Genomic DNA, 17,906 nt, shown 5'->3' on the forward strand with positions numbered 1-17,906 from the left:
CAACGCGATGCTTACAGTCAATCCCAGGCGCTGAGGTTCTCGTGCCACCCAATCTGCCGGCAAGCCGGCCACCCATAAGGAGATGGAAATGTTGCACTACGCAGTTGTTTTTCTGGTGATCGCGCTGATTGCAGCCCTCTTCGGTTTTGGCGGTATTGCTGCCGGTGCCGTGGGCATTGCGAAGATCCTGTTCTTTGTGTTCGTGATCATGGCTGTAGTCACCTTTGTGCTGGGGCTCCTCAAAAAGGGGTGAGTCTGGCCGCAACGTCTGGACCACCGTCCCCCTCGCAAATCCCCTGTACCCCATACCCCAAGGAGTTTCCCCATGAGCTTTCAGACTGCTACCGACAAAGTAACCCACGGTGTTCGCAACCTGGCCGACGACGTGCTGCAAAGCGCGCAAGATGCGGTGCAGACTACGCGGGCCGCAGCCGACCAGTCGCTGGACAAGGCCGAAGAAAGCGTGCGCGCCCTGCGCCGCCAGGCCGACCCGGCAATTGACGACCTAGCCACCCGCGCACAGGACCTGGCAGCCCGCAGCATCGACTACTGCGCCGAGACCAGCGCACGCGCACGTCGCCAGATCCAGCAGGCAGCCGATGTCACTGGCAAGTATGTGGCCGAGCAACCCGGCAAGTCGCTGGTCATCGCTGCCGCATCGGGCGCGTTGCTGGCAACCGTAGCGATGTGGATGTCCCGCCGGCGCAATGCATACTGAGGGCTAGCGCACTGGTGTTTGCACGCTGGTGCATTGCCTGTAGCCCGCAGTGCATGGATGCCCGCCTGCGCTGCCCCTTTCCCACAGTCCGCCGGTCGCGGAGGGTGCAACAGACCGGAGGACTGAACATGTCCCAGCACCCGCGTTCCCAACCATTCTTGAACAAGGAAAACACCATGAAATACGCACGTGCCCTCGCTTTCGCCGCTGTCGCCGGCATCACCATCGTCACAGCCACCGGCTGCTCGGTGGCCCGCGAACAACAAACCGTTGGCTCCTATGTGGATGACGCCGGCATCACCACCGCCGTGAAGGCCAAGATGGCAGAAGACAAAAATGTGTCGGCCACCTCCATCAGCGTGGAGACGCTCAACGGCACGGTGCAGCTCTCGGGCTTTGCCAAGTCGCAGGCTGAAAAGAACCAGGCCGAAAACATTGCGCGCAACACCAAGCATGTGCGCGAAGTGCGCAACAGCATCGTTGTGCGTCCCTGACCAGTGGGGCTGACGCCCTGCACCAGGGGCCTCGCGCCCCTGGCGCAGCTGCTTTGACCCTGAAGCAGGCTCCGGGCATGTCCCGGGGCCTGCTTTTTTCATGGTCCCACCCTGGCGCTGTACCGGGGGTGGCCCATGCGTTGTTCATTCTCATTGCTCCAGTCCACGGGGTATAAGCTCCACACCATGCGGGTATTCAATTGCGACCATTGCGGTCATCTGGTGTTTTTCGATAGCGTGCAGTGCCTGCATTGCGGCAGTGCGCTGGCCTTCTTGCCCGATGTGCTGACCATGGCCGCCCTGGCCCCTGCGCCGCAGGACGGAGCCGACCTGTGGCGCCGCCAGGGCGGGCAGGGCAGCGCCCACTACAGCGGGCGCCTGTACCGCATGTGCCGCAACCACACAGACCACCAAGCCTGCAACTTTGCGATACCCGCCAACGATTTCTCGGAGCTGTGCGTATCGTGCCGCCAGACCCGGGTGATGCCCGACCTGTCCGAGCCGGCCAACATGGGGCGCTGGATGCAGATCGAAGCGGCCAAGCGGCGGCTGTTCTACAGCCTGGCTCGTCTGGGCCTGGAGCCTGCGCCCGGGCGTACCGGTCCGGTGTTCGAGTTTCTGGCCGAGGTGCCGGGTGGCCCGCCGGTGCTGACGGGCCACCACAGTGGCACCATCACGCTCAACGTGGCCGAGGCGGACGACGATGAACGCGCGCGCCGCCGCATCGCGCTGGGTGAGCCCTACCGCACCCTGATAGGCCACCTGCGCCATGAGTCCGGTCACTTCTATTGGGACCAGCTGGTGCGCGACGGCGGGCGGCTGGACGACTTTCGACAGATGTTTGGTGACGAGCGCCAGGACTATGCAGCGGCGCTGGAGGCGCATTACGCCAAGGGCAGCGAGGGCAGTGACTGGGCCGACCACCATGTGAGTGCCTATGCCGCCGCCCACCCCTGGGAAGACTGGGCTGAAACCTGGGCCCATTACCTGCACATGATCGACCTGCTGGAAACCTCGGCCAGCTATGCCACCGAGGTCACCATTCCTGGCATCTACGGTGCGCAGCGCAGCACCGCCATCGACCCCTTTAGCAGTCCGGCGCCCGACTTTCAGTCCATGGTGCAACACCTGGTGCCGCTGACGCTGCTGCTCAACAGCCTTACGCGCAGCCTGGGGCAGCCAGATGCCTATCCGTTTGCGTTGGCGGGCGAGGTGCTGGCCAAGCTTCGGTTTGTGCATGACGTGGTGCGCGAAGCCGCCCGGCGACCCGCGCCAGTCGCCGCTCCGGCTCCGCAGCACGCACTGGCTCCCAAACAAAATTTCAAAAAAGATAGCAAAATAACCAGCAAGGACGTGCGCTAGCGCCACTTTTGCCTAAGGTTTTGTCTGCATCAAAGAGCGACTAGGGTGGCGGCCTGGAACTTGCTACGTGTCTGCCATGGGCCTGTTGAAACCCCGTGAGCAGCCAGTACCGAGCCACACACGACGCCAAGGGAGGGCGCGACCATGCTGAGCCGCACCGCTGACCATCTTTTCTGGATGGCACGCTACACCGAACGCGCCGAAAACACGGCGCGCATGCTGGATGTGAATTACCAGAGCGCGCTGCTGCCCCAATCGACCGAGGCCGCTACCCTGGGCTGGCAGGGCTTGCTGTCCATCAGCGAACTGCTGCCTGCCTACATCGCTCAGCATGGCGAGGTGACGCCCGCCAAGGTGCTCGACTTCATGGTCAAGGACCCGTCCAACCCGTCGTCCATCGTGGCCTGCCTGCAGGCTGCGCGCGAGAACGCGCGGGCCGTGCGCGGTGCGCTCAACACCGAGGCCTGGGAGATCCAGAACCAGACCTGGCTCGAAGTGAACCGCCTGATCGCCAGCAGTGCACTGGAGCAAGACCCGGCGCGTTTCTTCGAATGGGTGAAGTTCCGCTCGCACCTCTCGCGGGGTGTGACGGTGGGCACCATGCTGCAGGACGAGGCGCTGCACTTCATGCGCCTGGGCACCTTTCTGGAGCGGGCCGACAACACGGCGCGGCTGCTGGACGTGAAGTTCCACGCGGTGCAGAGCGACTTCATGGGCGCGGCCACGGCGCAGGACCAAGACCACGATTTCTACCACTGGAGCGCCATCTTGCTCAGCGTGTCGGGCTTTGAGACCTACCGCAAGGTGTACCGCGACGTGATCACGCCCGAACGTGTGGCCGAGCTGCTGATCCTGCGGGCCGACATGCCGCGCTCACTGCACGCTTGCATGAAAGAGGTGCTGGGCAACCTCGACATGCTGGGCAGCGGCCAGTCGGCCGAGACCCAGCGGCACGCGGGGCGGCTGCTGGCGCACCTCAAGTTCGCACGCATCGATGAAATCCTGACCCATGGACTGCATGCCTACCTCACCCAGTTCCTGGAGCGGGTGAACGACTTGGGCGCGCGGATCAGCCGGGATTTTCTGGTGCCTGCGGCGGTGTGAGGAGCGTATCTGGCGCGTCTGGCGCAGCGGCCATAGCGGCCGTAGCGGCGGGCACCGGCTCCACCGTCACGCCCACCTGCAGCACATGGTGGTCGCCGCCGTGGATCACGCCGCGCAGCGGCGACACATCCGAAAAATCGCGGCCGATGGCCAGGGTCACATAGTCCTCGCCCGCCGCGCGGTCGTTGGTGGGGTCCAGGTCAAACCAGGTGTTGTCGTCTGATGCGCCATCACTTTCGTCGGCTGCCGGTGACCACACCGACACCCAGGCGTGCGATGCATCGGCCCCCACCAGCCGGGGTTGCCCGGGCGGAGGCTCGGTCAGCAGGTAGCCGCTCACATACCGCGCCGCCAAGCCCAGGCTGCGCAGGCAGCCGATCATCACGTGGGCAAAGTCCTGGCACACGCCCCGGCGCAGCCGCAGCGATTCGAGCGCGGGCGTGCCCGCGTCGGTGGCGTTGGATGTGTAGGCAAAGTCGGCATGGATGCGCGACATCAGGTGGCGGGCGGCCTGCATCAGCGGGCGGCCGGGTGCAAAGCTCTCGGCGGCATAGGCCACAAAGTCGGCATGCCGGGGAATGTAGGGCGAGGCAAAGCTGAACTCGGTGGCCGCGTGGTAGGGCTGGCCGCGCCGATAACCCAGTCGCTCGCGCACGGCCTCCCAGGGCTCGCTAGGCGGTGCGGCGGGCACGGGCAGGGTCTCCAGCAGGCTTTCGGCGCGCACCCGCAGTTGCTCGTGGGTGAACGGCAGGCTGAAGAACGAGCGGGTGTTGCCAAACACGTCATGCACCATGTTGCACTGTGTTGGGGCGGGATTCACCTGCAGGCTGTGGGTCAGCACGCGCTGCACCACACCGGTGCGCGGACGCAGATGGGCCATGTGCTGGGCGTTTTGCACCGCCGGGCTGTAGTGGTACACCGTTTCGTGGATGACGCGCAGCTTCATAAAAATCCAGGCTTTGAAATCGGACGCAAGCTGCGAAACCGGCGCGCCCGAGGCGAGGGCGGCCGAGCAAGGGCCGCCCCGCAGCAAAGGCTGCGTCCCCCTGCCCGCATCGCGTTGCGATGCGAGAGCGGGGGGAAGGCGCGCAGCGCCTCAGGGGGGTGTCCCATATCAAGCTCCTACGCTGTGCCGCAACGCATCGATGGAGTGGGTGAAGTAGCGCGTGGCCAGCACATCCGACAAGCCCATCACGCCCCGCACACACCGGCCCAGATAATCCTCCAGCGCGGCATGGCGCCCCTCGGCGTCCTGTGCGCACAGGGCCACCAGCGACAGGTCGGACGCCTCCGGGATGCCCGTGGCGGCAGATTCGCCGGGCGTGCCCGCGGCCGCTTCGATCTTGGCAATGCGCCCGCGCAGCGTCTGTGCCACCCAGGCAAGCGAGCGGGGGTTGTCGCGGTCGATCACTAGCAGGTCCAGCAGGGCGGGCATGTCGCGCCGCTGCTGGTACTGCGCGTGGAAGGTGATGGTGCTGTCAAACAGCGCCACCATGGCCTCAAAGCCGCCCTCATCGTGCACGGCGCCGGTCTGCAGGCCGCTTTCCAGCGCCGAGGCCAGAAAGCCCAGGCGCTCCAGGTGGCGCCCGATGGACAGCAGGCGCCAGCCGTCGTCGCGGGTCATGCGGTCGGTCTGCTGGCCCGTCATGGCGGCGGTGTGGCCGCTCAGCCCTTCCAGCTGGCGCAGCGCGTCCAGCGGCGAATAGTCACCGTCGTCTTCGGCCCCTGTGCGGGGCGCAAAAAACTCCGCCTCTGCGCGCACGATGAGGTTCCAGTGTTCCTGCGACAAACGGTCGCGCACGGCCGAGGCCGCACCCAGGATGCCGCGCAGGTTGTAGCCCACGCTGGTCACCTGCGCGGGCTGCGTCAGCCCGGCGATCAGCGAGCGCTCGAACACGCGCCGTGCCTGCCCGGCCGCAGGCACGGTCGGCAGCACCAGCCCCTGGCTCACGCCCATGGCGCTCAGCCAGGTCAGCAGCGGCTGCGAGGTCTGGTCCTCGCCGTTCAGGCATTGCAGCGTGATGCGCGCCAGGCGCGTGACGTTCTCGGTGCGTTCGGTGTAGCGGCCCAGCCAGAACAGGTTTTCGGCCGCGCGGCTGGTCACCTGGCGGCTGCGGTGCACCACGGCGGGCGCGGCCTGGTTGTGGGCCAGCAGCGTGGTGGTGTCCACGGGGCCATCGGTCTGCACCCATACATCGGCGCTGCTGCCGCCGCGCTGCATCGATGTAATGCCGCTGTCGCCCTGGGCCAGGCGGGCCAGCCCGCCCGGCAGCACGCGCCACGAGCCGGGGCCGTCGCACACCGCAAATACGCGCAGCATCACCGAGCGGGGGGCGATGGGGCCACCGTCCTGGCCCGCACCCTCAGCGGCGTCACTGCGCCAGGTGGGCATTTGCGACAGCGGCAGGTGGGCCTGCACGGTGTATTCGTCGCCCTGGGCCTCGATGCGTGCGGACCACTGCGCCAGGTCTTGCGCCGACAGCGCACCGCCCAGCACGGGCACGCGCTGCGCCATGGGCCAGGTGGGGCGGATCACGCTGTGCGCGAGCTGCGGCAGCACCGCCTGCATGGCCGAGCGCTCGCCACACCACCAGGTGGGCAGCGACGGCAGGGCCAGCTCTTCGCCCAGCAGGTGGCGCGACAGCGCGGGCATGAAGCCCAGCAGCGCCGACGATTCGAGGAACGCCGAGCCCGGCGCATTGGCCACCAGCACGTTGCCCGCGCGGATGGCCTGCAGCAGGCCAGGCACGCCCAGGCGCGAGTCGCTGCGCAGCTCCAGTGGGTCCAGAAACTCGTCGTCCAGGCGCTTCAAGATGCCGTGCACCGGCTGCAGGCCGTGCAGCGTCTTGAGGTACAGGCGCGCGTCGCGCACCGTGAGGTCGTTGCCCTCCACCAGCGTCAGACCCAGGTAGCGCGCCAGGTACGCGTGCTCAAAGTAGGTCTCGTTGTACGGGCCGGGCGTGAGCAGCACGATGCGCGCATCCGCCCCCGCCGGGCTCATCTGCCGCAGCCCGTCGAGCAGTGCGCGGTAGGTGGCGGCCAGGCGCTGCACATGCATCTGGCTGAACGCCTCGGGGAACAGGCGCGAGATGAGCAGCCGGTTCTCCAGCAAATACCCCAGGCCTGAGGGCGCCTGCGTGCGCTGCGTCACCACCCACCAGTCGCCCTGCGCATCGCGCGCCATGTCGAACGCCGCGATGTGCAAATGGGTGCCGCCCACGGGCTGCACGCCATGCATGGCGCGCAGGTAGCCCGGGTGGCCCTGCACCAGCGCGCTGGGCAGCAGGCCTTTGCGCAGCAGCTCCTGCGGGCCATACACGTCGGCCATCACGCGGTTGAGCAGGCGCGCGCGCTGCAGCACGCCGCGCTCGATGTGTGCCCAGTCGCCCTGCGAAAGGATCAGCGGGAACAGGTCCACCGACCAGGGCCGCTGCGGGCCGTCGGCGTCGGCGTACACGTTGTAGGTGATGCCGTTGTCGCGCACCTGGCGCTGCAGGCTCTGCATGCGCCGGTCCAGGTCCTGGAAGCCCTCGGGGCCCAATTGATCAAAGAATTGGGCCCAGGCGCTAGTGATATCTGGCTTATTTGCTATTGATTTGGGAGTGACCGATGCAGTGGCAGCGCCGGGGGCGTCCGCCACGCTGGCACCCCGCAACTCGTCAAAATGCCCGGCCGCCGCAGCGGGCGCCAGTGCAGCCGCCAACTGGGCTGCGCTGTCAGAAGGGTCGGGGGTGGGGAGGCTGTCGTTGAGGTGGTTCACTGCGCTCGATTTTCGGGCATTTGGTCGACAACACTCTGCGGGTAACCCACAGCCTTCAAAACCCGCGCGATCCCTACCAGGGACGCCAAGCAAGGGCCGCCCCGCAGCAAGGGCGTCGTCCCCCTGGGGGGAAGGCGCCGCAGGCGACTCAGGGGGCTTCTCTACCTCCGCATCTTGCGCCGCAGATCCAGCGTGAACGGAAACTCCCGGCTGCCCGGCAGTTCAATGGTCGCAGGCGGCACCGCCAGCCTGCCTGGCGTGTGGCCCATGCGCGAGAACCGCGCCAGGCGGCGGCTTTCGGCCTCATAGGCGTTGACCGGGAAGGTGTCGTAGTTGCGTCCGCCCGGGTGTGCCACGTGGTACTGGCAGCCGCCGAGCGAGCGGTTCATCCAGGTGTCCACGATGTCGAACGTGAGCGGTGCGTGGGCGCCAATGGTGGGGTGCAGGGCCGAGGGCGGGTTCCAGGCCTTGTAGCGCACACCCGCCACAAACTCGCCGGTCGTGCCCGTGCCTTGCAGGGGCAGCGGCTGGCCGTTGACGGTGACCACATGGCGGCTTTCGTTCATGCCCGTCACGCGCACCTCGATGCGCTCCAGCGACGAGTCCACATAGCGCACGGTGCCTCCGGCTGAGCCTTCCTCGCCCATCACATGCCAGGGCTCCAGCGCGTTGCGCAGGGTCAGCTCCACACCCATCGATTGGACGGTGCCGACCATGGGGAAGCGGAACTCGAACTGCGGCGCAAACCAGGCCGCGTCAAACGCGTAGCCTGCGGCGTTCATCTCGGCCACGACGTCGTGCATGTCCTGCTGGATGAACGTGGGCAGCATCCAGCGGTCGTGCAGCTCGGTGCCCCAGCGGGCGGCGGGCGCGCGGTAGGGCGTCTTCCAGAAGCGGGCGATCAGGGCGCGCAGCAGCAGCTGCTGCACCACGCTCATGTGGGCGTGGGGCGGCATCTCGAACGCGCGCAGCTCCAGCAGGCCCAGGCGGCCGGTGCTGCTGTCGGGCGAGAACATCTTGTCGATGCTGAATTCGCTGCGGTGCGTGTTTCCGGTCACATCCACCAGGATGTTGCGCAGCGTGCGGTCCACCAGCCAGGGCGGCATGCCCTGGCCGTAGACCGCACGGTTGGTTTCGATCTCGCGCAGCGCGATCTCCAGTTCGTACAACTGGTCGTTGCGCGCCTCGTCCACGCGCGGCGACTGGCTGGTGGGGCCGATGAACAGGCCGCTGAACAGATAGCTCAGACTCGGGTGGTTGTGCCAGTACAGCAACAGGCTGGCCAGCAGCTCGGGCTTGCGCAAGAAGGGCGAGTCGGCCGGTGTGGCGCCGCCCATCACAAAGTGGTTGCCGCCGCCGGTGCCAGTGTGGCGGCCATCGGTCATGAACTTCTCGGCCGACAGGCGCGTCTCCCACGCCGCGTTGTACAGAAACTCGGTGTGCTGCACCAGCTCCTTCCAGTGGCTGGCGGGGTGGATGTTCACCTCGATCACACCCGGGTCGGGCGTAACCGCCAGCACCTTCAGGCGTGCGTCGCGCGGGGGCGGGTAGCCTTCCAGCACGATCTTCATGCCCAGCTCTTCGGCCGTGGCCTCGATGGCGGCCAGCAGGTCCAGGTAATCCTCCAGGCGCGCCAGCGGCGGCATGAAGACATAGAGCACTCCGTACTTTTCACCCACCTTCTCGGCCTTGGGGCCGCTGGCGCGGCGTGGGTCGCGCACCTCCACGCACAGCGCTGTGCGCGACAGGCCTGCGGCCGACTGGAACTTGCCCGGTGGCTGCATGCCCGCATGCGGGTCGGGCTGCCCGGCCTGGCGCGCGTGGTCGCCGCCAGCCGTACCTTGCGCCATGCGGCGTGCCTCGCCCGGTGCGGTGGCGCCCGCCAGGTAGGGCAGGTCGCGGTCGCCGGTGACCGGGCCGGATGGCACGGAATACCGCGCCCGCAGCGTGGTGGCAGCGGCCAGCGGGCTTTGGGGCGCGGTCGGGTCTTGCGGGATCAGGTGCTCGGTGTCCGACGCCTTCACCCAGGGCAAGGCGTCCAGCGGCAGGCGGTAGCCCATGGGCGAATCGCCGGGGATGAGCAGCATGCGGTCGTCGCGGAAGAACCACGGCCCGGTGCTCCACACGCTGCCCGCCAGCGTGCCTGCGCCTTCGCCTGCCTGCAGCGGCAGCACATAGCCCACCACGCTGTCGAGCTTTTGCTCGAAAACGCGGCGCAGGCGTGCGCGCTCCAGCTCATCGTCCAGACGCGCGTCAAACGGGTCCACGTTGACCGGCAGGCGCCGCTCGCGCCACAGGTAGTAGAAGGTGTCTTCATAACCGGGCTGGATGTAGCGGTCCGTCACGCCCAGCTTGCGCGTGAGGTGGCGCACAAAACGTTCGGCGTCGGCGCTGGTGTAGTGGGATGGGTCACGCTCGTCGGCAAACAGCGCGGGGTTCTGCCACGCGGGCTGGCCGTCGGCGCGCCAGCAGATGGACAGGGCCCAGCGCGGCAGCTGCTCGCCCGGGTACCACTTGCCCTGGCCAAAGTGCAGGAAGCCGCCCTGGCCATATTCGGCGCGCAGCTTGTGCGTGAGTTCGGTGGCAAAGCCGCGTTTGGTGGGGCCCAGGGCATCGGTGTTCCACTCCGGCGCGTCGCGGTCGCCCACGGCCACAAAGGTGGGCTCGCCGCCCATGGTCAGGCGCACATCGCCCGCCACCAGGTCGGCGTCCACCCGCTCGCCCAGCGCCAGCACGGCCTGCCACTGGTCTTCGGTGTAGGGCTTGGTCACGCGGGGCGATTCAAAGATGCGCATCACGCGCATCTCATGGCTGAACTCCACCTCGGCCTTGTCCACGCCGCCTTCAATCGGCGCGGCGCCCGAGGGTTGGGGTGTGCAGGCCAGCGGGATATGGCCCTCGCCCGCCATCAGGCCGCTGGTGGCATCGAGGCCGATCCAGCCCGCGCCGGGCAGGTAGACCTCGCACCAGGCGTGCAGGTCGGTGAAGTCGTGGTCGGTGCCGCTGGGGCCATCGAGCGCCTTCACGTCGGGTGTGAGCTGGATCAGGTAGCCCGACACAAACCGCGCCGCCAGCCCCAGGTGGCGCAGCAGCTGCACCAGCAGCCAGCCCGAGTCGCGGCACGAGCCGCTGGCTTTTTGCAGCGTCTCCTCGGGCGTCTGCACGCCGGGTTCCATGCGGATCAGGTAGCGGATGTCTTGCGAGACCTGCTGGTTGAGCTTGACCAGGAAATCGATGGTGCGCTGCTTGCTGCGGTCCACCTTGTCCAGATAGGCCTGCACCAGCGGTGTCATCGGGTCGGTGGCCAGGTACGGTGCCAGCTCCTGCTGCACATCGCTGCTGTAGTTGAACGGGATGTTCTCGGCCTCGGGCTCCAGGAAGAAGTCGAAGGGGTTGTACACCGCCATCTCCACCACCAGGTCCACCGTGACCTTGAACTCGCGCGTCTTCTCGGGGAAGACCAGCCGCGCCTGGTAGTTGGCAAACGGGTCCTGCTGCCAGTTGATGAAGTGCTGCGCAGGCTCGACCTTGAGCGAATACGAAATGACGTTACTGCGGCAGTGGGGCGCGGGCCGCAATCGTATGGTCTGCGGCCCGAGGCCTACCAGCCGGTCGTATTGGTAATGCGTGACGTGGTGGAGCGCGGCGTGGATGGGCATATGCAGGCCATGCTAGCAAGTCCCGAGCCATCGCGGGCAACTATTCCGGGGGCGGTGACAAGCGGTCATCGGCTGTTCACAATGTGCGGTCCGTACCCCGCTGCTGGGGTTGTCTCTCTTTGGCTTATCGCGCACCAACTTGGTGATGCCCTGATTCACCCATGTCCCATTCCCCCCAACTACTGCTCCTGCCGGGCCTGGCCGCCGATGAACGCATGTGGCGCGGCGTGCTGCCGCTGCTGCCCGCCGCGCTGCGCCCCGAGGTCGCCACCGCCCACCAGGATGTGAACCTGCACAGCATCGAAGACTTTGCCGCACGCCTGCTGGCACAGCACGCGGGGCCGCTGGTGCTGGCGGGTGCGTCGATGGGCGGGATGATCGCCATGGAGGCCGCGCGCCAGGCGCCGCAGCGTGTGGCAGGGCTGGCGCTGCTGGGCACCACCGCGCGGCCCGAGACGCCCGACATGCGCGCCCTGCGTGAAGGCGCCATCGAGCTGTTTGAACAGGGCCGCATGCGCGAGGTCATCGAGCCCAACGTGGCCCTGGCCTTCCACCCCGTGAACGCCGCCAAGGCGGACCTGGTGCAGGCCTACCTGGACTTTGTACTGGACGCGGGCCCCGACCACCTGGTGCGCCAGAACCGCGCCGTGATCCATCGGCCCGATGCGCGGGTGCATCTGCCGCAGGTGGCCTGCCCCGTGCTGGTGGTGTGTGGTGCGGCCGACCAGCTCACGCCGCCCGAATGTTCTGCAGAGATCGTGGCGCTGGTGCCAGGCGCCGAACACCACCTGCTGCCCGACAGCGGCCACATGCTGACCATGGAGCAGCCCGAGGTGGTGACCCGCTTGCTGGTGCAGTGGCTGGCCCGCAACGGATGGATTTGAATAAATTGAAGAGTTTTTGGCCGGAAGCGTTAGTGGAATATGCCTGAGTAGCTATGAAAATAGTAGCTAATCAGAACTCCAGGTTGTCAATCAGCCGCGTGCTGCCCAGCCGTGCAGCACCCAGCGCCACTAGCGTGCCTGCGGCATCTTCGGCCGTGGCGGGCAACAGGTCGGCCCGGCGGCGCACCGTGAGGTAGTCGGGCGCCCAGCCCCGCGCGCGCAGAGCGTCCAAGGCCAGTGTCTCCAGAAGGCTGCGGTCGCTGGGGGCGGTGCCCGGCCACTGCCGCGCCAGCCGCTGCAAGGCCTGTGACAGGGCCACGGCCTCCTGCCGTTCTTCCAGGCCCAGGTAGCCGTTGCGCGAGCTCAGCGCCAGCCCATCGGCCGCGCGGCAGGTCTCGCCCGCCACGATGTCGATGGGCAGCGCAAACTGCCGCACCATGTGGCGGATCACCATGAGCTGCTGGTAGTCCTTCTTGCCAAACACCGCTGTGCCGCCGGTCTGGCCCAGCACGCAGGCAAACAGTTTCATCACCACCGTGCTCACGCCCACAAAAAAGCCGGGGCGAAAGTGTCCTTCCAGCATGTCGGCCAGCACCGGGTCGGGGTGCACCTTGAAGGTCTGGGGTTCGGGGTACAGGTCCGTCTCGCGCGGTGCAAACAGTACATCACAACCGGCGGCCTGCAACTGGGCGCGGTCGGCCTCCCAGGTGCGCGGGTAGCTGTCAAAGTCCTCGTGCGGCAAAAACTGCAGGCGGTTCACAAAGATGCTGGCCACGGTCACATCGCCCAGGGGCTTGGCCTGGCGCACCAGGGCAATGTGCCCCTCATGCAGGTTGCCCATGGTGGGCACAAACGCAGGGCGGCGGTAGGGGGCCAGGGCTTGGCGCAGGTCGGCAACGGAGCGGGCAATCAGCATGGGGTCGGAGGGGTCAGAAGGAGAGAGGAAAAAGGCTCACCAGGCGTGCACAGCGTTGTCCGGGAAACGCCCTTGCTTCACGGCCTGCACATACGCCTCCATGGCGCCGCGCACGCTGCCTGCGTCCTGCATGAAGTTGTGCACGAACTTCGGCATCTTCCCCAGGTTCATGCCCAGCATGTCGTGCAACACCAGCACCTGGCCGGCTGTGCCGTTGCCCGCGCCGATGCCGATGGTGTGGCAGTGCGGCAGCTCAGCCGTCAGGTCGGCGGCCAGCACGGCGGGCACCATCTCTAGCACCAGCATGGCGGCACCTGCGTCCTGCAGTTCGTGCGCCTCCTTGCGCAGGGTGCGGGCCGCGTCGTCGGTTTTGCCTTGCACGCGGTAGCCACCCAGCGCGTGCACCGTCTGCGGCGTCAGGCCCAGGTGGGCGCACACGGGCACGCCGCGCTGCACCAGGAATTCGACCGTGGCCGCCGTCCAGCCGCCACCTTCGAGCTTGACCATGTGCGCACCCGCCTGCATCAGCACGCAGGCGCTGCGCAGTGCTTGTTCGCGGCTTTCGGCGTAGGTGCCATAGGGCAGGTCGGCCACCAGCCAGGCGGTGCCCTGCACGCGGTGCAGGCCGCGCGCCACGCTGGCTGTGTGGTAGGCCATGGTGTCCAGCGTCACACCCACCGTGCTGGGCAGGCCCTGGCACACCATGCCCAGCGAATCGCCCACCAGAATGCATTCCACCCCCGCCGCATCAGCCACGGCCGCAAAGGTGGCGTCGTAGGCGGTGAGCATGGTGATCTTCTCGCCCGCTGCGCGCATCTGTGCCAGGCGCGGCAGGCTCACGGGGCGGCGCTGGGGCAGGGGCGATGCAGGCGGCAGCGTGCCGTAGGGCGTGGCAGAAACAGGGCTGGTGGCGGTCATGTAGCGCGGTGGAGCCAAAAAATTGCCGCGAGTCTATGCGACCAATACTGGGTGTACTTATTGGTTTCCTGCACGGGCCCCAGGGGCCTGCGCTGGCACAGTGGCCTTTGCGTTCCCGGTATGCTCGCGGCCCATGACAGCTGCGACATATTCCGCACATTCCCCCGCAAAGACCCCCATGAGCGATACCGAAGTGAAGGCCCTGGCCCAGGCCGATGTGGCGCGCGCCCTGGCCGAAGACGTGGGCACCGGCGACCTCACCGCCGGCCTGATCGACCCCGCCCGCCGCGCCCGCGCGCGCATCCTGGCGCGCGAAGCCGCCGTGATCTGCGGCGCCCCCTGGGCCGAGGCCGCGCTGCGCGCCCTCGACCCCACGGTGCAGATCACCTGGCATGTGGCCGAAGGCCAGCGCTGCGCCCCCGACCAGGTGGTGCTGGAGATTGAAGGCAATGCCCGCGCGCTGCTCAGCGCCGAGCGCACGGCGCTCAACTTCCTGCAACTGCTGTCGGCCGTGGCCACCAAAACCCGTACCTATGTGGATGTGGTGGCTGGCACCCGCGCCCACATTGTGGACACGCGCAAGACCATTCCCGGCCTGCGCCTGGCGCAGAAATACGCCGTGCGCGTGGGCGGCGGCACCAACCACCGCATTGGCCTGCACGATGCGGTGCTGATCAAAGAGAACCACATTGCCGCCGCAGGTGGCGTGACCGCCGTGCTGCGCGCGGCCGACAAGGTGGCGTCACAGGCAAAGTTCATCGAGATCGAAGTGGAAACCCTGGAGCAGCTGGCCGAGGCGCTGGATGCGGGCGCCAAGATGGTGCTGCTGGACAACATGCCCTTGGCCCAGCTGCGCGATGCCGTGCGCATCAACGCGGGCCGTGCGATTCTGGAAATCTCGGGCGGTGTCACGCTCGACGGCCTGCGCGAATTGGCCGAGACGGGGGTGGACCGCATCTCCATCGGCACGCTGACCAAGGACGTGAAGGCCACCGATTTCTCCATGCGACTGCAGGAACTGTCATGACCACCACCGCCGTGTTGAACCGCATCGATGTGGAGTACGAGCAGCCGCTGGATGCCCAGGAAGGCGCCGTCTGCTCCACCAAACACGCCTGGGCCCGCGTGCCGCCCGAGCCTTCGCAGGCAGAGCGTGCCGCGCTCAAGGACAAGATCCGCCGCCTGCTGAAAGAAAAGAATGCGGTCATGGTGTCGCACTACTACGTGCACCCGGACCTGCAGGACCTGGCCGAGGAAACCGGTGGTCTGGTGAGCGACTCGCTGGAGATGGCCCGCTTTGGCCGCGACCACGCGGCGCAGACCCTGGTGGTGAGCGGCGTGCGGTTCATGGGCGAAACGGCCAAGATCCTGAGCCCGGAAAAGACCGTGCTCATGCCCGACCTGGACGCCACCTGCTCGCTGGACCTGGGCTGCCCCATCGACGAATTCAGCGCGTTCTGCGACCAGCACCCCGACCGCACCGTGGTCGTCTATGCCAACACCAGCGCGGCCGTGAAGGCGCGCGCGGACTGGCTCGTCACATCGAGCTGTGCGCTCGACATTGTGAGCGCCCTCAAGGCCGCAGGCCAGAAGATCCTGTGGGCGCCCGACCGCCACCTGGGCGCTTACATCCAGCGTGAGACGGGCGCTGACATGGTGTTCTGGAACGGTGCCTGCATCGTGCACGACGAGTTCAAGGCGCTAGAGTTGGAGCTGCTCAAGCAGCAGCGCCCGCATGCCAAGGTGCTGGTCCACCCCGAGAGTCCCGCCGACGTGGTGGCCCTGGCCGACGCCGTGGGCTCCACCAGCGCCATCCTCAAGGCTGCGCGCGAGATGGACGCCAGCGAGTTCATCGTGGCCACCGACAACGGCATGATGCACAAGCTGCGCACTCTCAACCCCGGCAAGACCTTTTACGAAGCCCCCACGGCGGGCAACAGCGCCACCTGCAAGAGCTGCGCGCACTGTCCCTGGATGGCGATGAACGGCCTGGCCGATGTGGCCCGCGTGCTGGAGACCGGTGCGAACGCTGTGCACGTGGACCCTGCACTGATCCCGCGTGCGCGCCAGCCGATTGACCGCATGCTGGCCTTCACGGCGGCGCTCAAGAACGGTCAGCCCACCGGCGCACTGTTGCCCCACCTGGGCGCTGCCTGAGTGCGCACGACGTGTTGATGTTTGCTCATTTTTTGATAGCTACATGCGCATGATCCACTAGCGCCTCCGCCTGCTTTGACTTCTAGTTGCTACATTGACTTCACCCAGCCGCTGAGCGCAGGCGCCGCGCGCCTGCGCCACCGTTTCGAGGCCCCGCGCGAGGTGCTGGTGGCCCAGGCACTGCACGAGGTGCGCGGTGTGCTCGACGCCGTGTTTGCCGCCGCACAGCAAGGCCGTTGGTGCGTGGGCCATGTGCGCTACGAGGCCGCCCCGGCCTTCGATGCCGCATTGCAGACCCATGCGGCCGACGGCCCGCTGGCCTGGTTTGCCGTGTATGACGCGCCCCAGCCCGGGACCGACGACGCGGCGGATGCTGCGGCAGCGGCAACCCCTGCGCAGGTGGTGTGGGACAACAGCCCCGAGCGCGAGGAGTTTGACGCCGCGCTGGCGCAGATCCAGCAGGCCATTGCGGCGGGCGAGCTGTACCAGGTCAACTACACCGCGCCCTTTCGTGGCACGCTGCAGGGGTCGCCGCAGGCCTTGTTTGCCGCGCTGTTGCGCGCGCAGCCCGGGGGCTATGCCGCCTACTTGCAGGCGGGTGACGAGCAGGTGCTGTCGGTGTCGCCCGAGCTGTTTTTTGACTGGCAGGACGCGCCGGAAGGCGGCACCCTGCTGGCCCGCCCGATGAAGGGTACGGCCCCGCGTGGCGCCACCCCCGAGCAGGACGCGCAGCAGGCCGAGCACCTGCGCACGGCGCCCAAGGAGCGTGCCGAGAACGTGATGATCGTGGACCTGCTGCGCAACGACATGTCGCGCATTGCGCTGCCGCACAGCGTGCAGGTGCCTGCGCTGTTTGCCACGCAGGCCTTGCCCACGGTGTGGCAGATGACCTCGGACGTGACGGCGCGCACGCGGCCCGGCACCACGCTGACGGATGTGTTTGCGGCGCTGTTCCCCTGCGGCTCTGTCACGGGGGCGCCCAAGGTGCGCGCCATGCAGATGATCCGCGCGCTGGAGCCTGCGCCGCGCGGCGTGTATTGCGGCGCGGTGGGTGTGGTGCGGCCTGGCGGGGCGGCGGGGCCGGACGGCTTGCATCCGGTGGCGGCCACGTTCAATGTGCCCATCCGCACCGTGGTGCTGCGTGGCCTGAGTACGGGTGCGGGTGCGGAAACCTCCCCCGGCGTCGCCAAAGCCACCTGCGGCATTGGCAGCGGCATCACCTCCGGTGCCGAGGCAGGCGCCGAGTGGGCCGAGTGGCACCACAAGCGCGCCTTTGTCGAGCGGGCCAGCGCTCCGTTCGAGGTGCTCGAAACCCTGGGCCTGCACGACGGCAAATTCATGCACGCCGACCAGCATGTGCGCCGCATGGGCGAGGCGGCCGCACATTTCGGCTTTGTGTTCAACGCCCATGCGGTGCGCCAGGAGCTGCAGATTGCCGCCCTGCAACACCGCGACGGCGACTGGCGGGTGCGCCTGCTGCTGGCGGCGGATGGCAGCGCCCGCGCCGAGGCCTTTGCGCTGCAGACCACTGCGGTGCCCGTGCGCCTGCAACTGGCGCCGCGCCCCTTTGCGGCCGCCCACAGCGAGTTTGTGCGCTACAAGACCACCCGCCGCGCGCACTACGCGGCGTTTGCCCCCACCACCTCCGGTGTGTTTGACACGGTGCTGTGGAACGAGGCAGGCGAGATCACCGAGGGCACCTTCGGCAACATCGCCGCGCTCATCGATGGGCGCTGGGTGACGCCGCCCTTGTCCTGCGGCCTGCTGCCCGGCGTGGGCCGCGCAGTGGCGCTGCAGGATGGCCACGTGGTAGAGGTCGTCCTGCGCGTGGCCGACATACCCCGCGTGCAAGGCTGGGCGTTCATCAACAGCCTGCGCGGCTGGCTGGCGGCTACGCTGGACGCGTGACTGGGTGCCAGCGCCCCGTATGTTGC

General features: G+C 67.5%; 14 protein-coding genes. 9 read left to right on the plus strand and 5 right to left on the minus strand.

Annotated elements, in window-relative coordinates; translation table 11 throughout:
• The first annotated feature begins 88 nt into the window (after positions 1-88).
• The 5 genes from AC1Q64_RS18495 to AC1Q64_RS18515 all read left to right on the plus strand — a co-directional run bounded on the left by AC1Q64_RS18495 (position 89) and on the right by AC1Q64_RS18515 (position 3,678).
• Positions 89-253 carry a DUF1328 domain-containing protein gene (locus tag AC1Q64_RS18495; protein WP_010463174.1) on the plus strand — a complete coding sequence of 55 codons (165 nt, stop codon included), beginning with the start codon at positions 89-91 and terminating at the stop codon, positions 251-253.
• Between the two features lie 72 nt (positions 254-325).
• Positions 326-718 carry a hypothetical protein gene (locus tag AC1Q64_RS18500; protein WP_291436845.1) on the plus strand — a complete coding sequence of 131 codons (393 nt, stop codon included), beginning with the start codon at positions 326-328 and terminating at the stop codon, positions 716-718.
• 176 nt (positions 719-894) lie between these two features.
• Positions 895-1,212, plus strand: coding sequence for a BON domain-containing protein (locus tag AC1Q64_RS18505; protein ID WP_056066545.1), 318 nt, complete (start codon positions 895-897; stop codon positions 1,210-1,212).
• 186 nt (positions 1,213-1,398) lie between these two features.
• A complete protein-coding gene (locus AC1Q64_RS18510; protein ID WP_492252342.1) occupies positions 1,399-2,574 on the plus strand; it encodes a zinc-binding metallopeptidase family protein in 1,176 nt (391 codons plus the stop codon).
• Between the two features lie 144 nt (positions 2,575-2,718).
• On the plus strand, positions 2,719-3,678 hold the full coding sequence (locus tag AC1Q64_RS18515; protein WP_492252343.1) for an alpha-E domain-containing protein: 960 nt from the start codon (positions 2,719-2,721) through the stop codon (positions 3,676-3,678).
• Here the strand turns inward: AC1Q64_RS18515 and AC1Q64_RS18520 are convergent.
• The 3 genes from AC1Q64_RS18520 to AC1Q64_RS18530 all read right to left on the minus strand — a co-directional run bounded on the left by AC1Q64_RS18520 (position 3,644) and on the right by AC1Q64_RS18530 (position 11,097).
• On the minus strand, positions 3,644-4,624 hold the full coding sequence (locus AC1Q64_RS18520) for a transglutaminase family protein (protein WP_492252344.1): 981 nt from the start codon (positions 4,622-4,624) through the stop codon (positions 3,644-3,646). The genes AC1Q64_RS18515 and AC1Q64_RS18520 overlap by 35 nt on opposite strands.
• Positions 4,625-4,792: 168 nt before the next feature.
• On the minus strand, positions 4,793-7,438 hold the full coding sequence (locus tag AC1Q64_RS18525; protein WP_492252345.1) for a circularly permuted type 2 ATP-grasp protein: 2,646 nt from the start codon (positions 7,436-7,438) through the stop codon (positions 4,793-4,795).
• A gap of 161 nt (positions 7,439-7,599) precedes the next feature.
• The gene (locus tag AC1Q64_RS18530; protein WP_492252346.1) at positions 7,600-11,097 is read right to left on the minus strand and encodes a transglutaminase family protein; all 3,498 of its coding nucleotides are present in this window, start codon (positions 11,095-11,097) and stop codon (positions 7,600-7,602) included.
• A 161-nt stretch (positions 11,098-11,258) separates the two neighbouring features.
• Between AC1Q64_RS18530 and AC1Q64_RS18535 the strand changes: the two genes are divergently transcribed.
• The gene (locus AC1Q64_RS18535) at positions 11,259-11,981 is read left to right on the plus strand and encodes an alpha/beta fold hydrolase (protein WP_492252347.1); all 723 of its coding nucleotides are present in this window, start codon (positions 11,259-11,261) and stop codon (positions 11,979-11,981) included.
• Positions 11,982-12,051: 70 nt separating this feature from the next.
• Here AC1Q64_RS18535 and panC read toward each other — a convergent pair whose 3' ends face one another.
• Both panC and panB read right to left on the minus strand, forming a co-directional pair.
• Positions 12,052-12,897, minus strand: coding sequence for a pantoate--beta-alanine ligase (gene panC, locus AC1Q64_RS18540; RefSeq protein WP_492252348.1), 846 nt, complete (start codon positions 12,895-12,897; stop codon positions 12,052-12,054).
• A 36-nt stretch (positions 12,898-12,933) separates the two neighbouring features.
• Complete coding sequence (panB, locus tag AC1Q64_RS18545) at positions 12,934-13,815, minus strand: 3-methyl-2-oxobutanoate hydroxymethyltransferase (RefSeq protein WP_492252349.1); 882 nt, start codon at positions 13,813-13,815, stop codon at positions 12,934-12,936.
• 178 nt (positions 13,816-13,993) lie between these two features.
• On the opposite strand from panB, the gene nadC reads away from it, so the two are divergent.
• The 3 genes from nadC (at position 13,994) to pabB (ending at position 17,880) form a co-directional block, all read left to right on the plus strand.
• Positions 13,994-14,842, plus strand: coding sequence for a carboxylating nicotinate-nucleotide diphosphorylase (gene nadC, locus AC1Q64_RS18550; RefSeq protein ID WP_492252350.1), 849 nt, complete (start codon positions 13,994-13,996; stop codon positions 14,840-14,842).
• A complete protein-coding gene (nadA, locus tag AC1Q64_RS18555; RefSeq protein ID WP_492252351.1) occupies positions 14,839-15,972 on the plus strand; it encodes a quinolinate synthase NadA in 1,134 nt (377 codons plus the stop codon). Before nadC ends, nadA begins: the two co-directional genes overlap by 4 nt.
• A 75-nt stretch (positions 15,973-16,047) precedes the next feature.
• Positions 16,048-17,880: an aminodeoxychorismate synthase component I gene (pabB, locus tag AC1Q64_RS18560; RefSeq protein ID WP_492252352.1), complete on the plus strand. Its 1,833-nt coding sequence runs from the start codon at positions 16,048-16,050 to the stop codon at positions 17,878-17,880.
• Positions 17,881-17,906: the final 26 nt, after the last annotated feature.

The organism is Acidovorax sp. GW835-FHT14G06, assembly GCF_058793595.1.

Bases quoted from the DNA above. Each gene is read 5' to 3' on its own strand.
- AC1Q64_RS18495 (WP_010463174.1), top strand. From the start codon at position 89: ATGTTGCACTACGCAGTTGTTTTTCTGGTGATCGCGCTGATTGCAGCC.
- AC1Q64_RS18500 (WP_291436845.1), top strand. From the start codon at position 326: ATGAGCTTTCAGACTGCTACCGACAAAGTAACCCACGGTGTTCGCAAC.
- AC1Q64_RS18505 (WP_056066545.1), top strand. From the start codon at position 895: ATGAAATACGCACGTGCCCTCGCTTTCGCCGCTGTCGCCGGCATCACC.
- AC1Q64_RS18510 (WP_492252342.1), top strand. From the start codon at position 1,399: ATGCGGGTATTCAATTGCGACCATTGCGGTCATCTGGTGTTTTTCGAT.
- AC1Q64_RS18515 (WP_492252343.1), top strand. From the start codon at position 2,719: ATGCTGAGCCGCACCGCTGACCATCTTTTCTGGATGGCACGCTACACC.
- AC1Q64_RS18520 (WP_492252344.1), bottom strand. From the start codon at position 4,624: ATGAAGCTGCGCGTCATCCACGAAACGGTGTACCACTACAGCCCGGCG.
- AC1Q64_RS18530 (WP_492252346.1), bottom strand. From the start codon at position 11,097: ATGCCCATCCACGCCGCGCTCCACCACGTCACGCATTACCAATACGAC.
- AC1Q64_RS18535 (WP_492252347.1), top strand. From the start codon at position 11,259: ATGTCCCATTCCCCCCAACTACTGCTCCTGCCGGGCCTGGCCGCCGAT.
- panC (WP_492252348.1), bottom strand. From the start codon at position 12,897: ATGCTGATTGCCCGCTCCGTTGCCGACCTGCGCCAAGCCCTGGCCCCC.
- panB (WP_492252349.1), bottom strand. From the start codon at position 13,815: ATGACCGCCACCAGCCCTGTTTCTGCCACGCCCTACGGCACGCTGCCG.
- nadC (WP_492252350.1), top strand. From the start codon at position 13,994: ATGAGCGATACCGAAGTGAAGGCCCTGGCCCAGGCCGATGTGGCGCGC.
- nadA (WP_492252351.1), top strand. From the start codon at position 14,839: ATGACCACCACCGCCGTGTTGAACCGCATCGATGTGGAGTACGAGCAG.